The 14,153-nt window shown below is 74.2% G+C and carries 11 protein-coding genes and 1 pseudogene; 5 read left to right on the forward strand and 7 right to left on the reverse strand.

The window, feature by feature from the left end; genetic code table 11:
* The first annotated feature begins 13 nt into the window (after nt 1-13).
* Together ACSMX9_RS02250 and ACSMX9_RS02255 are read left to right on the forward strand one after the other, a co-directional pair.
* Nucleotides 14-1,132, forward strand: coding sequence for an acyl-CoA dehydrogenase family protein (locus ACSMX9_RS02250; protein ID WP_445399547.1), 1,119 nt, complete (start codon nt 14-16; stop codon nt 1,130-1,132).
* 353 nt (nt 1,133-1,485) lie between these two features.
* Nucleotides 1,486-2,601, forward strand: coding sequence for a flavin reductase (locus tag ACSMX9_RS02255; RefSeq protein ID WP_445399549.1), 1,116 nt, complete (start codon nt 1,486-1,488; stop codon nt 2,599-2,601).
* A 64-nt stretch (nt 2,602-2,665) separates the two neighbouring features.
* On the opposite strand, the gene ACSMX9_RS02260 is transcribed toward ACSMX9_RS02255, so the two are convergent.
* The gene (locus ACSMX9_RS02260; protein WP_445399551.1) at nt 2,666-3,226 is read right to left on the reverse strand and encodes an EF-hand domain-containing protein; all 561 of its coding nucleotides are present in this window, start codon (nt 3,224-3,226) and stop codon (nt 2,666-2,668) included.
* Between the two features lie 481 nt (nt 3,227-3,707).
* On the opposite strand from ACSMX9_RS02260, the gene ACSMX9_RS02265 reads away from it, so the two are divergent.
* Nucleotides 3,708-6,494, forward strand: a complete 2,787-nt coding sequence (locus ACSMX9_RS02265) for a LuxR C-terminal-related transcriptional regulator (protein WP_445399553.1) — start codon at nt 3,708-3,710, stop codon at nt 6,492-6,494.
* Nucleotides 6,495-6,520: 26 nt separating this feature from the next.
* Here ACSMX9_RS02265 and egtD read toward each other — a convergent pair whose 3' ends face one another.
* From egtD to ACSMX9_RS02280, 3 genes are all read right to left on the reverse strand, one after another.
* Nucleotides 6,521-7,531 (reverse strand): L-histidine N(alpha)-methyltransferase, encoded by a 1,011-nt coding sequence (gene egtD, locus ACSMX9_RS02270; RefSeq protein WP_445399555.1) that lies wholly within the window; start codon nt 7,529-7,531, stop codon nt 6,521-6,523.
* A gap of 33 nt (nt 7,532-7,564) precedes the next feature.
* Complete coding sequence (locus ACSMX9_RS02275; RefSeq protein WP_445399557.1) at nt 7,565-8,404, reverse strand: class I SAM-dependent methyltransferase; 840 nt, start codon at nt 8,402-8,404, stop codon at nt 7,565-7,567.
* 282 nt (nt 8,405-8,686) lie between these two features.
* Nucleotides 8,687-10,018: an aminotransferase class I/II-fold pyridoxal phosphate-dependent enzyme gene (locus ACSMX9_RS02280; RefSeq protein ID WP_445399559.1), complete on the reverse strand. Its 1,332-nt coding sequence runs from the start codon at nt 10,016-10,018 to the stop codon at nt 8,687-8,689.
* A gap of 89 nt (nt 10,019-10,107) precedes the next feature.
* Here ACSMX9_RS02280 and ACSMX9_RS02285 point away from each other — a divergent pair, with 89 nt between their 5' ends.
* The gene (locus ACSMX9_RS02285; RefSeq protein WP_445399561.1) at nt 10,108-10,770 is read left to right on the forward strand and encodes a pyridoxamine 5'-phosphate oxidase family protein; all 663 of its coding nucleotides are present in this window, start codon (nt 10,108-10,110) and stop codon (nt 10,768-10,770) included.
* A gap of 30 nt (nt 10,771-10,800) precedes the next feature.
* Here ACSMX9_RS02285 and ACSMX9_RS02290 read toward each other — a convergent pair whose 3' ends face one another.
* The 3 genes from ACSMX9_RS02290 to ACSMX9_RS02300 form a co-directional block, all read right to left on the reverse strand.
* Entirely contained in the window at nt 10,801-11,844 is a 1,044-nt protein-coding gene (locus ACSMX9_RS02290) for an EamA family transporter (protein ID WP_445402867.1), read from the reverse strand.
* Nucleotides 11,845-11,906: 62 nt separating this feature from the next.
* The gene (locus ACSMX9_RS02295) at nt 11,907-12,488 is read right to left on the reverse strand and encodes a Clp protease N-terminal domain-containing protein (RefSeq protein WP_445399563.1); all 582 of its coding nucleotides are present in this window, start codon (nt 12,486-12,488) and stop codon (nt 11,907-11,909) included.
* A 214-nt stretch (nt 12,489-12,702) separates the two neighbouring features.
* Nucleotides 12,703-13,296: a PadR family transcriptional regulator gene (locus tag ACSMX9_RS02300; protein WP_366116989.1), complete on the reverse strand. Its 594-nt coding sequence runs from the start codon at nt 13,294-13,296 to the stop codon at nt 12,703-12,705.
* A gap of 225 nt (nt 13,297-13,521) precedes the next feature.
* Between ACSMX9_RS02300 and ACSMX9_RS02305 the strand changes: the two are divergent.
* Nucleotides 13,522-14,073: pseudogene (locus ACSMX9_RS02305) on the forward strand (DinB family protein); the annotation flags it as partial.
* Between the last annotated feature and the right edge of the window lie 80 nt (nt 14,074-14,153).

A 14,153-nucleotide genomic window follows, 5' to 3' on the forward strand; every position in this document is an offset into this window, starting at 1 on the left:
AGAGGGTTGAAGCGTGTCCACCAACTTCATGGTCGAGGAACTAGCGACCACTGAACGCTTATTTCCCGGACTCGACCGAACGCTCAGCGACGTCCCGGTGGCCGAACTGGAGTCGGTCAAGTCCCCGGGGCTCGGCATCTTCCGGGAATTCGGCGGCCCGGCCCTCATGGTGCCGGAGGATCTCGGTGGACTCCAGGCCCCGCTGACGGAGGGCCTGCACGTGCAGCGGGTCCTCGGTGCGCGGAGTCCCTCACTGGCCCTGGCCGCGAACATGCACCACTGCACGGTGCTCGCCATGCCTCCGTGTCCGGCCACCGAGGAACTGCTCGGTGCCGTGGCGGCGAACAAGCTGTACCTCGCGTCCGGGTTCGGCGAGGGCCGGCCCGCCGCCAGCGTCCTGGTGCCTCTGATGAGGGCCGAACGCCACGGTGACGGGTGGCGCCTCAACGGCGTCAAGAAGCCGTGCAGCCTCGCGGAGTCGATGGACTACCTCACCGCGAGCGTCATGGTGACCTCTCCGGACACCGGCGAGAAGGAGATGGCACTCGCGATCATCCCGGCCGACACCGAGGGGATGGAGGTGCGGACGCTGGGGGACGCGCAGGTGTTGCCCGGTTCCGAGACGCGCGAGGTGGTACTGACCGACGTCGACGTACCGGACGATCACATCTCGTTCCTGGGCGACCCCCAGACGCTCAACTCCGCGCTCGCGACGGTGTTCCACACCTTCGAGCTGATGGTGTCGGCGAGTTACGTCGGGGTGGCCAGCGGCCTGGTCGAGGCGGTGCTGCACCAGCGGCGCGGCTCGGCCGGGGAGCGGATCGAACTCGTCGGCGACCTGGAGTCCACCATGGCCTCGTTGGAGGCCGTGGCACGGGCGACGACGCCGGGGGACGACGATCCGCTGGGCGTGGCCCGCGCCCTGTACGTGCGGTACTCCGCGCAACGGACCGTCGCGCGGGTGGCCGCACACGCCACCGAACTGCTCGGCGGATCGTCGTACATGATCAGCGGCTTCAGTACGACGTACTACACCTCGGCCCGGGCGCTGGCGTTCCATCCTCCGGCCCGGAGCGCCATGGCCGAGCCCCTCGACCGCTTCGTCCTGGGCGGTCCCCTCGTGATGCCGTGACCGGTCGGAGCGGTCGCGGTGTCCGGCGCCCCCGGCACCCGACCGCTCCCGTGGCCGGAGTCGTGCCCGGTCGGGGCCCGTGCGAGCGCGCGGTTCCCGACCACGGCCGATGACGGTACGGGCCGGGCAGCCGGGGTCGCGGTCGTCGTGCCGGCGCGTGCCACGCGCCGGCACGGGCCCGTGACGGCGACCGCCGGGAGCCGGCCCCGGGCAACCCCCGGGCAGCGGGGGCAGCCCCGAAGACCCGTCCACTCCACCGCAACCGCGCACGGCGCGGAAGTCAGGAGCCCAGCCGTGAATCCCCACAGAGCCCGTGTCGTCGAGTCGATGCGGCTGTCGTTGCGGACCCGCTCATGAAGCTCTTGTACGTTCCCTGCGAAGACGATGCGGCGGACCCCACCTGTCGGTCCGTCCTGGATGCGTTGGGGCCCGGCGTCGAGGTCATCGAGGCGGTGCCGGCCGGCGCCCCTCGGGCGGAGCCCGGTGCAGCCCTCGACGACCTGGTGGCACGTACCGTCCGGCAACTCGACGGGGCCCCCTACGCGGTCTACGGCTGCGGCACGGGCGGCCGAACCGGATACGCGTGGGCGCTCGCGCTGGTGACGGCCGGCCACCGGCATCCCGCGCACCTGTTCGCGTCCGCGGACCCCGGCCGGTGCGCCCCGGACGACGGCGCCGGTCCGACCGGGTTCGAAGAGCACCACGACGGCCGTCGGACCCGTTCCCCGCGTCTCGGGTGCCCGGTCACGGTGGTCCCGGGGGACGGCGTGGCCGGCGCCGCGGAAGGGGACCGCACCGTCCCCTGGACCGAGTTGGTCGCCGGACCCGTGGCGCCCCTGCGGCCGGTCGGGGCGGAGGGTACGTCCCGGGAGGTCCAGGTGCGGAGCATCGCGGACCGGATGCGCACCGTACTGCTCGCCGAAGCCGGACCCCCCTTAGCCGCCACCGTCACCGGGGACTCCTTCCGGGAGGCCATGGCACAGGTCGCCGCGCCGGTGACCGTGGTCACCACCCGGAGCGCCGACGGGAGGCCGCGCGCCTTCACGGCGAGCGCGGTGTGCAGCCTCTCCGCCGATCCGCCCCTCCTCCTCGTCTGCGTCAACCGGTCCGGCAGCACCCACGAGGTGTTCACCACGGCCGACCGCTTCCTCGTCAACGTCCTCTCCCACGAACAGGCCCATGTGGCACAGGCGTTCGCCCGGCACGAACGTGCGGAGGCCGAGGCCGGCCTGGTGCCGCTGGAAGGCGGGGTGCCCGGGCTGCGGGAGGTGTCGGCGCGGTTCCTCTGCACGCGTCAGGACGTCCTGCCGGGGGGCGATCACAGCATTCTCGTCGGTCGGCTGACGGACGTCACGCTCTCCGGCGCGACGCCCCTGCTCCACTACCAGCGGACCTGGCACCGGCCCGTGGAACTCTCCGCGGACCTCCCCGTCGACCGCGGGTCCGCGTTGGTGAACGGCCACCGCTGACGGACCGCCGTCGTTCCGGTGCGGGCCGCGGCCCGCACCGGAACGACAGCTTCCGGGTAACGGCTCACTCGGTGAAGTCGACGCCGATCCACCAGTTGCCCGGCGCCTCGGGGTCCCTGCTGGACCAGTACTCGACGGTCGCCTCGGTGAACTCCTCGGCCGACAGCGTGCCGTCCCCGTCCCGGTCCAGGTGCCGGAAGGCGGTGTCCGCCTCCTCCCGCGTCACCCCGGGGAAGTGACCGCGCAGGAAGACGAAGTACTCCGTGGGGTCCACCACGCCGTTGCCGTCCGCATCGGCCACCGCCAGGAACGCCTCCGCCACGGCGCCGACCGTGGCCTTCGCCGTCTCCGGGTCGTCGACCAGGGAGAGGGTGGACGCGAGGAACTGCTCCCGGGTCATGGACCGGCCCTCGGGCGGCAGATGGGGTACGTGCAGCTTCCGCCAGACGCCCACGTAGGCGTCCACGATGCGCCGCTCGCCCTCCGAGCCGGGCCCGTGGCCGAGGGCCCGGGCCGACCGCTGCCCCATGAGCACGTGGTCGGCCTCGGTCAGGGCACCGCTGCCGTCCACGTCGAAACGGTCGAAACCGTGACTGATCTTACGGACCAACAGGTCCTGGGACATGACGCGTCTCCCTCGTCAACTCGCCGCTCCGCAGGTCGGAAGGATGTCGAGGGCGGCCGCGGGAAGCGGTCCTCGGCGCCGACGGCCAAACCGGCCGCGGCCCCGCGCCCCTGGTGTTCTTCCGCTCTTCGGAACGGATCATCATGTGGTCTCCGGGGGACCGTACGTCGGGCCGCGGGGCCGCGAACATCGAACAGCGGGCAGAACACCGTGGAATCGATGCCCGGCGGGGGGCGCAGGGCCCGCGCGTAGGCCGGCACAGGACGGGCGCTGCCGGTCTCGGCGCCCGTCGCACGCCGACGCGCCGTCCGTTCGTGCAGGCCAGACGGGTGCGGCGGCCGTCCCCCCGCCGAGCCGTGGGCTGTCTGCGGTCTGACCGGAAGGGGGCGGTCCCTGGCCGAAGCCCAGCTTCCGGATCCCCGCTCGTTGACATTGCATGGCGACAGTCGATGTCTGACCGGGGAAGGAGCAGTGTCTGCGGGTGCCGGCACAGGAACGGGGAACGGAGCGGCCGCGGGTGTGGGTGGAGCGCGGCGAGGTGACGGACGCGGCGGCGGAAGCCGCGGCGGCCGTGCACGCGGGCGACGGACGTTGGGTGCGGATCTCGGCGGCGGTGGCCGGCATGGGTCGGACCGCCGCACTCGACGAGATCGTCCGGCGGCAGGCCGTCGACGGGGTCATGCGGGTCGGACGGGCGCGGGGCGCGCCGGAGGAGACGGAGTTCCCGTTCGGCGTGGTCAGACAGCTCTTCGCGGACGACGTGGGCGTTCCCTTCGCCGCACTGGACCGGCCCGACGAACAACGCGTGTTCCACCGGCTGGTGACGCACACGGCCCGGATCGCCGCCGAGCGTCCGGTGCTGTTCGTGGTGGACGACCTGCACCACGCCGACGAGGCGTCCCGGCGGTGGCTCGGCTATCTGGCGCGCCGCTTCCCCGGACTCCCGGTCCTCTTGGTGCTCTCCACGTGCGCGGAAGCCTCCGATCCGGTCCGGCTCCCGGCCGCCACGGGCACGTCGGTCCTCCTCCCTCCGCTCAGTGCGTCCGCGGTCGCCGGGCTCGCCCGGGCCGCCGGGCTGGACGAGGAGCGGACGGCGACCTGCGTGGCGGCGGGCGCCGGCAATCCGGCCCTGGTGCACGCGCTCGTGGCCGACCTGGCCCACGGCCCGCTCCCCCGCCCCCCGTCCGCCGCCGCGCGGAGCCGCTACCGCGACACGATCGTCGACTGGGTCCGCCACCGGCTCGACCCGCCCGCCCGCCACGCCTGCCTCGCCCGCGCGGTCGCCGCGGAGGAGGAGACGTCCGGCTCAAGCCTCCTCGACGGGCTCCGGGCCCCCGGCCCGCACGGACGGGCGTCGAGCGGGCGCCCGGAGTCCGCCCTCGGCGCGTTGCTGCGCCACCCCCTCGCGCGCGACGCCGTGCTCACCGCCGCCGAGCCCGGCGAGGTCGCCGCGCTCCGCATCCACCTGGCGGAGTCGTTGCACGAGAACGGGGCCGCCGCCACCGCCGTGGCCTCCCGGCTGCTGCACGTCGCCGCGTTGGACGAGGAATGGATGGTGCGGGCCCTGGACGAGGCCGCGGACGAGGCGCTGCGGGCCGGTCGGGCGGCCGAGGCCGCGACGTACCTGCGGCACGCGTTGAGCGGGCCGCTCGCCCCCGAGCGACGGGCGGCCCTCGCCATGCGCCTCGGGGCGCTGGAGCTCCCGCACAGTGCGACTGCCGGGATCCGCCGGCTGCGCACCGGGTGGGAACTGCACACCGACGTCCGGGAGCAGGCGACGGCGGCGACCGCGCTGAGCGCGGCGCTGGTCGCGGATCGCCGCCCCGACACCGCACTGCGGGTCATGCAGCGCGCCAGTCGCATGGCGGACGACGACGGACTGGTGTCGGTCCTCCAGACCCTCACCGCACTGATCTCCTCGCACGACGCCGTCGCCTGGCGGGGCGCGGTCGCCGATCTGCGGGCCCTGGCGCCGAGGGCACCGGCCGGTGTGGAGCCGCTGGTGTGCGGACTGATCACCGAGTACGAGGCCGGAGCGGGGCTCTGTTCGGCGGCCGAGGTGCTCGCCCGGGTCGGCCCGCGCCTGACGGCGCCGGTGGACCCCCGGCTGCGGACCTCCTGGCTGGGCAGTGCCGCGACCCTGTTGCAGTGGGCGGACCGGCTGGAGGAGGCCCGCGAACTGGCGGACGCGTGCCTGCCGGCGCCGCCCGCTCCCCCGGACCTGACGGACGTGGGCGTGCAGTGCCTCCTCAGCGTCCGGGCCGAGGCGGCGCTGTGGGCGGGGGACTTCCGCGCCGTCATCGCCGAGAACGCCCCGCTGGTCAGCGCATCGGCCGGGCAGGGCGTCCAACTGCCGCACCTGACCGCGATGGTGACGACCGCACTGTTCGAACTCGGCCGGCGGGCCGAGGCGTGGCAGGCCCTGACCGCCGTGGGCCCGTCCGGTACCGACAGCTCCTGGGAGTGGAGCGAGCTGGGCTACGCCCGGGCCCTGCTGCACGCCGCGGACGGCGCCTGGCGGGAGGCCCTCGACGCCTACCTGGCCTGCGGGGCCGGCCAGAGCGCCCGGGACTTCGTCAGTCCGGTCGCCACGCCGTGGCGTTCCGGAGCGGCGATCGTCCTCGCTCGGCTCGGGCGGTGGGCCGAGGCCCGGGAGCTGGCCGAGGTGGAGGTCGGCCACGCGCGCACCTGGGGGACGGCGCGCACGGTGGGCCGGGCGCTGCGGGCGTACGCCGCGGCGGTGGGGGGCCGGCAGGCGTTGGAATCGCTGGTCGAGGCCGCCGAGGTGCTGGGCAGCGGTGCCGCGCCCGTGGAGTTGACGGAGACCCTGCTCGACCTGGGGCGGGCCCATCTCGCGGCGGGCAACGGGCGCAAGGGGCGCGCGGCGTTGCGGGAGGCCCACGCCCTGGCGCTGCGGCTGGCCTCGCCCGCCCCCGGGACCTCGACGCCGTCCGGTCGGCTGCTCGCCCTGACGGACGGGGCGCTGCGCGAGGGCGGGGTGCGCAAGCGGGCGCGCTCCGAGGACGACGGCCGGGTGCTGACCGCCGCCGAACGACGCATCGTCGAACTGGCGGCGGCCGGGCACACCAACGCCCAGATCTCCTCCGTGCTGTGCCTCGCCCGCCGCACGGTGGAGTCGCACCTCACCAACGCCTACAAGAAGCTGCGGATCACCCGGCGCACCCAGTTGGCGGCGGCCCTGGCGGCGGACGCCCGCACCACGGACGGTGCTCCGGCCGGGGGCCTTCCCTCCCCCGGGGACGGGTGAGCGGGGCCGGTCCGAAACCGGGCGCGCTACGGAGTCGCCCAGGGCTGCGGCAGCAGCGCCCGGAGTCCCTCGGCGGGCGAGGCGAGCGCCACGGCGTAGCGGTGCGCCTCGTCGGTCCACCAGTCGCTCAACCCCAGTCCGGCCGCGGTCAGTTCGGCGCGGATCCGCTCCCGGGAGAACTTGGTCGACACGCCCACCAACAGTCGCTCGCCGGCCGCGAAGGACACGGTGCGGTCCGGCACGGCGAGCCTGACCGTGTGGGACCTGCGGGCCAGGAGCGCGTTCTCGATGCGCTCCTGCCGCGGGTTCCAGACGACGTCGTGGTCGAAGTCGTCGTGGTCGAAGTCGGCACCGAGCCTGCGGTTGAGGACCGTGAGGCCGTTCTTGACGAAGGCGGCGGTCGCTCCCGCCCGGTCGTCGTAGGCCGCCCGCAGGGTCTTCTCGTCCTTGACCAGGTCGATGCCCAGGAGCAGCCCGTCACCCGGCCCCAGTTGGCTCCGTAGGACGTCCAGGAGCCGCCCGGCCCCGAAGGGCCGGAAGTTGCCGTAGGTGGCGCCGAAGAGGGTGAACAGCACGGGGGCGCCCCCCGGGGCCGGTCCCAGCGGTTCGGTGAAGTCGGCGACGCGCGGCCGGACGTCGAGTCCGGGGTGGTCGGCGCGCAGGGCCCGCGCGGCCCGGCGCGGGCCGACGTCGCTGACGTCGACGGGCACGTACCGCTCCAGGGAGCCCTCCGTGCGCAGCGCGTCGAGCAGCAGTCGGGTCTTGCGGCCGGAACCGGCTCCGAGGTCCACCAGGGTGCGGGCACGGGTGCGGGCCGCGATGTCCGGGCCGTGCCGGGCGACGATCTCCCACTCGGCGTCGTCGAGGTAGTACTCGGGCTGGCGGGCGACGGCGGTGAAGAGCGTGCTGCCGCGGTCGTCGTAGAGCCAGGTGGTGGGCAGGCGCTTGGGGGTGCCGGTGAGTGCGCGCACGACTTCCTGGTGTGCGTCTGCCGCCCTCTTGGGGGCGACGGTGTCGCTGCCGGTGAGCAGGCTCATGGTCTCTCCCGAACGAGATGCGGAGGGCACGGGTCAGGCGGTGTGCGCCCAGATCAGCCAGTGGTAGCCGGAGTCGGAGGTGTCCGCCCGGGCGGGCACCTGCGGCATCCACGCCGCCGGCGGGTTGTCGGGGCGGGGGAAGACCAGTTCCTCGACCGTCCAGCTGCGGGCGTCCCAGCCCTCCGCCGTGAGCTGCGCCCGGGGGTCGGTCCAGCCGCTGGCCCACAGCACTCCGAGTTCGTCCAGGCTGGTGAGGACCGGCGCGTAGTGGGACGCGGTGAACACGTCGGGGTGGACGTGGTCGCACCACAGCCGGCTGCCCGGGGCCGACATCTCCCGCACGGTGCGCAGCAGGGTGCGGCACGCCCCGGCGTCCAGGTAGGGCAGCAGTCCTTCGACCAGCCAGAGGGTGGGGGCCTCGGGGTCGAAGCCGGCGTCCTCCACCTGCTGGCGCCAGGGGCCGCTCAGGTCGGCGGCGACCTCGACCCGGCGGCAGCCCGGCCGCAGGGAGTGCCGGGTCCGGGCCAGCCGCTGGTTCCTGGCTTCCAGGAGTGCGGGGAGGTCGACCTCCATGTAGAGCAGTTCGGTGGGCAGTTGCAGGCGGAAGGCACGGGATTCGAGGCCCGCGGCCAGGGAGACGACCTGTCGGACGCCCTCGTCGACGGCGACCTTGACGGCCTCGTCCCCCATCCGGGCCCGCACCGCGACGACGGGCGGCGAGTAGCCGAGCACCGACACCACGACCTCCTGCCACTGTCGGCGTTCGGCATCGGTGCACAGGGTGAGCGGGTCCTCCAGGATGCGGTCCGCCCGGACGTTCTCCAACTCCCGGGCGGCCGCGGTCCATCCCGCGGTCGAGCTGATGCTTTGCACGGAGCTCCTTAGGCGTGAGTACGTGGGGCCGGCTGCCGCCCCAACCGTCGTGCGGGCACGGCCGCGGCGCGCTGGGCACGGGGACGGGAGGGCCCACCGACCCGTGCCGCGCTCCCGGTCCGACGCGGTGGTGGACGTGCCGTCCCGCGCGAGGTCCGCTCCGATGCCGCCGGGCCGGAGCTGCGGGGAGCGTCCCCGACGTGCTCCATCCTCGCCGGCCGGCCCGGGTGCCCACCATCGTGGACAACCACGAGATCACGGCGGCGGACCGGGGGCCGTGCGCTAGGTGAAGCGCCGGGCCGGCGCCGGGGCCGTTGCCGCGGCGACCGCGTCGGCGACCGCCCCGATGTCGTCGCCGGAGAGCGTGGAGACCGTGATCCGCACGGCGGGGGCCGTACGGATGCGGAACCGCGCGCCGGGCGACACGGCCCAGCCGTGGTGCAGCAGTCTGGTGACGACGCCCGTCTCCTCGGGCACCGGAACCCAGACGTTCATCCCGCTGCGGCCGAGGGCCGGGACGCCCCGGTGGGCGAGCGCGGCGATCAGGGCCTCCCGTCGGGTCCGGTAGGACGCCGCCACCTCGGCCGGGTCCACCGCGGCCGTGTCCCAGAGCCGGGCCAGGGCCCGCTGTTGCAACAGGCTGACCCAGCCCGGCCCGAGGCTCTGCCGCCCCCGGACCCGGTCCAGCGTGATCGGGTCGCCGGTGAGGACGGCCACCCGCAGGTCGGGGCCGTACGCCTTGGCCGCCGAACGGACCAGGGCCCAGTGGGTGGTGGCTCCGGCGAGCGGGAACAGCGGCTGGTCGACGATGCCGTGCCCGTGGTCGTCCTCGATCACCAGCGTCTCGGGGTGGCGGGCGAGGACGGCCCGCAGCGCGCGGGCGCGGTCCGGGCCGATCACGGCGCCGGTGGGGTTGTGCGCACGGTCGGTGACCACCAGGGCGCGGGCGCCGGCGGCCAGCACCCTCGCCACGTCATCGGGCAGCGGCCCGTCCTCGTCCACCGTGACGGGCGCGGTGCGCAACCCCAGCGCGGGCACCAGGTCCAGCAGGCTCCCCCAGCCCGGGTCCTCGACCCCCACGGTGTCGCCGGGGGCGAGGTGGGCGGCGAGCAACCGTTCGACGGCGTCCAGCGAACCGGAGGTGACGGCGATCGGGCCGGCCGGAACCCCGTCCCGGGCGAAACCGCCGCGGGCGTGCCCGGCGAGGCCCGGGTCCACGGGCTCGGCCCCGTACAGCACCGGTTCGCGGTCGCCGCGGGCGGCCGCTTCCGTGAAGGCGGCGGTGAGGGACGGGAGGAGCGAGGGGTCGGGGTTGCCGTCGGACAGGTCGCGGACGCCGGGGGGCGGGTCCACGCGCAGGGCGTTCCGGGCGGCGACGGCTGGCTTGGGGCGCACCCGGCTCCCCCGGCGGCCGTCGGTCTCGATCACCCCGCGTTCCCGGAGGGTGCGATAGGCGGCGGCGACGGTGTTGGGGTTGACCCCGAGGCGCTCGGCCAGGGCGCGCTGCGGCGGGAGCGCCTGCCCCGGCCCCAGCGCACCGGAGGTGACGGCCTGTTCGACGCTGCGGGCGATGTCCGAGGCTCTCCGCCCCTGGATGGGATATTCTCCTAGCACAAACAACATTATGCACTAGTGCAATCTAGGGCGCGAGTCGCACCGCGCCGCACCCGGAGGCACGGCGCATCGCCAGCGAGGGAGCCGAGATGTCCGACCGCACCGCCTACGCCCCGACCGACCGGACCGTCCCCACCCGCTCCCGGGAGCGGGCCGCGTACGACCACGCGACCGTGCACGCGATACTCGACGCCGCGTACGTCTGCCACCTGGGGTTCGTGCGCGACGGCACCCCGGTGGTGCTCCCCACGCTGTACGGACGGGTGGGGACGCGCCTCTACGTGCACGGCTCGACCGGATCGCGCCCGCTGCGGATGGCCGGGCAGGGCACCCCGGGACTCCCGGTGTGCCTGACGGTGACCCACGTGGACGGTCTGGTGCTCGCCCGGTCGGCCTTCCACCACTCGATCAACTACCGTTCGGTGGTCGTCCAGGGCGTGGCACACCCCGTCGTCGACCCGGGCGAGAAGCGCACCGCGCTCGACGCGCTGGTGGATCACGTGGTCCCCGAGCGCTCGACCGACTCCCGACCGGCCAACGCCCGGGAACTCGCGGCGACGGCGGTGCTCCGGCTCGACCTGGACGAGGTCTCGGCCAAGTGCCGCACGGGCGGCCCCAACGACGACCCCGAGGACCTGGACCTCGCGCACTGGGCGGGCGTGGTTCCCGTGCGGCAGACCTACGGAACGCCCGTGCCGTCCGCCGACCTCGCCGCCGGCACCGCGGTTCCCGCCTACCTGACCCGCCTGTGAGACACGGGGGCGGACCTACCCGCCCCCACCTCACCGACGCCCTTCGGACCGCCCCTCGGCCACCGGGCCCGGGTCGAGGGGTCCGGACGGCGCCCCGGACGGCGCGGGGGACACGGACGCGTTCCCGGCGGAACCGCCGCGCGCCACCGGCTCGGACGAGCCCTTGACGGGCGTGGAGGACTGGGCGATGAACGCCCCGAGCACCACCAGCAGCCCTCCGAGGACCTGCGGGGTCGCCAGTTGCTCACCGAGCAGCACCCAGGCCAGCACGGTCGCGGTCACCGCCTCAAGGCACGCCACCACCCCGGCGACCTGGGGCGACAGCCGCCGCACCGACCGCACGCCGGTGGCATAGGCGAAGACGGTCGCGATCAGCACCACCCAACCGAGCAGCACGTAGGCGGCCACCGGGGTGCCGTCGAGGTCGGCCGTGCCGGCCAGCACCGACCAGTCCATGCCCCACGGACGCGCGATCACCGTGAGGACGAGTGCGCCGATCAGCAGGCCGTACGCGATGACGCCGAGCGGGTCGGGCGCCTCCCGGCCCGCGTCGCTGCCCTGGTCGGAGAGGACGAAGTAGCACGCCTGGCAGCAGGCCGCGGCGAAGGCGAGGAGGAGGCCGAGGGCGTCGAACCCGAGCCCCGCCCACACCTCCACGACGCAGGCGAGGCCCCCGACCGCGAGGACCACGCCGAACGCGGCGGCCCGCGTGACGGGCCGGCGCTGCACGAAGCGGATGTACCCCAGCAGCAGGGCCGGCCCGAGGTACTCCACGAGCAGGGCCACTCCCACCGGGATCCGGGCGATGGCGGCGAAGTAGAAGGCTTGGACGCCCGCCACGGCGAGCAGGCCGAAACCGGCGAGGAGCGCGGGCCGGCGGCGCAGCAGGTCACGGTGGCGCCAGGCGAGCGGCAGCATGACCAGCGCCGCACCCGCGACCCTGAGCCACACCACGTGCAGCGGGTCGAGACCCGCCTCGATCAGGGGTTTGGCCGCGACGCCGGAGCCGCCGAACGCGACGGCCGAAGCCAGTGCGACACCGAGGTCGGTACCCCGCCCCTGACGGGCGCTCATCTGAGACGTACTCACCGACGCATGATGTCAGAGCATCACCGCGATGTCAGGAGTGTCCCGTCTCACACCCCTCTCGCCCCTTGTTCCGGGAGCCCCGCACGGTCGACGTCGCCCCCGCGGCCGACGTGCTCGATCCCGACGTGCGACAGGACGTCCACCGCGCGGCTCTCCCGGTCGTCGACCAGGGCCGCGCACAGGTCCACCCCGCTCGCCCGGGTTCCGCCCCGGGCCCGGGCGCGCAGCACGGCGCGTTCCAACGCCGCGACGGCGGCGGGCGACCAGTGCGGGCCGCGCGTCGCCCGCGGCGGGGGGAACGGGCCGCGGTCCTCGGTCGAGGAGCGCCAGGCCCGGCCGTAGCCGATGCTGCGCTGCACGAGGTAGCCGAGCAGTCGGGCGAGCCGCGGTCCGTCCCCGAACAGGGCGCGCACCAGGGGGTCCGTTTCCAGGAGGGAGTGCAGGAGGTGGGCGGTGTCGACGTGGCGGTCCCCGTCGCGCACGGCACGACGCCGTGCGCCCGCCACGGCGGAGCGCACCTCGACGTCGAGCAGGTCGTCGGGGGGCGGGCCGGCGGCGCGGAGGGCGGGCTGCTGCGGAAAGGAGAGGTGCACGTCCTCCACCCCATCACCGACGGGCGAACGACACATCACCAGGAGGAAGCATCTTCCCGTCCGACGGCGGTCGGGCGTGATGCGCCGATCCTCCTCCTTGCGGATGACTTCGGACGATCTCCCGCCCCCCGCGCGCGCCCCCTTGCCGTTCGCTCCCCACCGCGTACGCCTCCGCTTCGCCACCGGCCGGAAGCGGAGGCGCCGCCGACCGGAGCCACCCCCTCCGACGGGCAACCGCTCCCCCGCGGGCTCAGTCCTCGTCGGCGAGGATCAGGTAGAGCTTCTTGCGCGCCTCGTTGATCACGGCGAGCGCCTTGTCGCGCTGCTCGGGGCTCCCCGACTTCCACACCTGGCCGAAGGCGTCCACCAGACCGGTACCCGCCTGACGGATCTCGTTCAACGCCTCCCAGTCCAGCCCCTTGCCCACGTCCTCCCAGGGCGCGTCGGGACCTTCCGAGGCGGCCTGCCGACCGGCTTCGGTGAGCGCGAACGACTTCTTGCCGCCCTCGGTGGCACTGCTGATCAGGCCCTCGTCCTCCAGCAGTTGCAGCGTCGGGTAGACCGAGCCCGGACTGGGCTTCCACGCCCCGCCGCTGCGCTCGGCGATCTCCTGGATCATCTCGTATCCGTGCATCGACCGGTCCCGGAGCAGGGCGAGGATCGAGGCGCGCACATCACCGCGGCGCGCCCGCCCCCTCCCCCCGCCACGGCCGTGACCGCCCCAGGGTCCGCCGCCGGATCCGAAGCCCGGACCGAAGGGCCCGAAGGCGGCACGCCCCTCGAAGCCACCTCGCCCGGGCCGGCCGGGGCCGCACGGGCCCCGCCCGTGTTCATGAGCGAACATCTTCTTCACCCCTCATATCGTTGATCGATTGCGACACGTCAACGATATATCGCAAGAGGGGTTTCGACAAGCCGTGGGAAGCGGTGGGGGATGACCTGTGCCAGCGGGTGTCGACCGATGGACTTCTGCGCCAACTGGAGACGACCGTCTGCGGGCTCGGTGACGGTGGAGGACGACCGCGGACGGCGACGATCCCTCCGCCCGACGGGTCTGTAGTGTGCGGCGATGACGAGAAGCGAGCGGCTCGCGGAGCAGTTGGACTGGTACTGGCAGAAGAACCTGCGGCCACGGCTGGACGGTCTTACCGACGAGGAGTACTTCTGGGAGCCGGTGCGGGGCAGCTGGAGCATCCGCCCACGTGACGCCTCGGCCACACCGGGGTCGGAAGGTTCGGGCACGTGGACGATGGACTCCGCGTCCCCTGCCCCGGTGCCGGCGCCGGTGACCACGATCGCCTGGCGGCTGGCGCACGTCGTCGTCTCGTGCCTGGGCTATCGGGTCGGATGGTACTTCGGCGGCCAGGGCGTCGACTCCCGGACCTTCGCCTACGCGGGGACCGCTGACGAGGCGCTGAACCAGCTCGATGAGATGTACGGGAGATGGAACGCTGGGGTCCGCCAGCTCTCGGACGCCGACCTGGACAACCCGCCCGCGGTGGGTCCCGAGCCGTTTCCCATGGAGAACAGGGTCCTGCACGTCAACAGGGAACTGATCCATCACGGCGCCGAGATTTCGCTGCTGCGCGACCTCTACCGCTGGCAGGACGGAGCCGCACCGCAGGAAACAGGCCAGGTCAAGGGCAGACGGTCGTCGGCCGGGCCGGGCACCGACAGTGATGCGGCCGGCCGGGGATCGTC

This window comes from Streptomyces sp. LE64 (assembly GCF_052606915.1).

Excerpts from the sequence above, each read along its gene's own strand:
- ACSMX9_RS02255 (WP_445399549.1), top strand. The coding sequence starts at position 1,486 with ATGAAGCTCTTGTACGTTCCCTGCGAAGACGATGCGGCGGACCCCACC.
- ACSMX9_RS02260 (WP_445399551.1), bottom strand. The coding sequence starts at position 3,226 with ATGTCCCAGGACCTGTTGGTCCGTAAGATCAGTCACGGTTTCGACCGT.
- egtD (WP_445399555.1), bottom strand. The coding sequence starts at position 7,531 with ATGAGCCTGCTCACCGGCAGCGACACCGTCGCCCCCAAGAGGGCGGCA.
- ACSMX9_RS02285 (WP_445399561.1), top strand. The coding sequence starts at position 10,108 with ATGTCCGACCGCACCGCCTACGCCCCGACCGACCGGACCGTCCCCACC.
- ACSMX9_RS02290 (WP_445402867.1), bottom strand. The coding sequence starts at position 11,844 with ATGAGCGCCCGTCAGGGGCGGGGTACCGACCTCGGTGTCGCACTGGCT.
- ACSMX9_RS02295 (WP_445399563.1), bottom strand. The coding sequence starts at position 12,488 with ATGTGTCGTTCGCCCGTCGGTGATGGGGTGGAGGACGTGCACCTCTCC.
- ACSMX9_RS02300 (WP_366116989.1), bottom strand. The coding sequence starts at position 13,296 with ATGTTCGCTCATGAACACGGGCGGGGCCCGTGCGGCCCCGGCCGGCCC.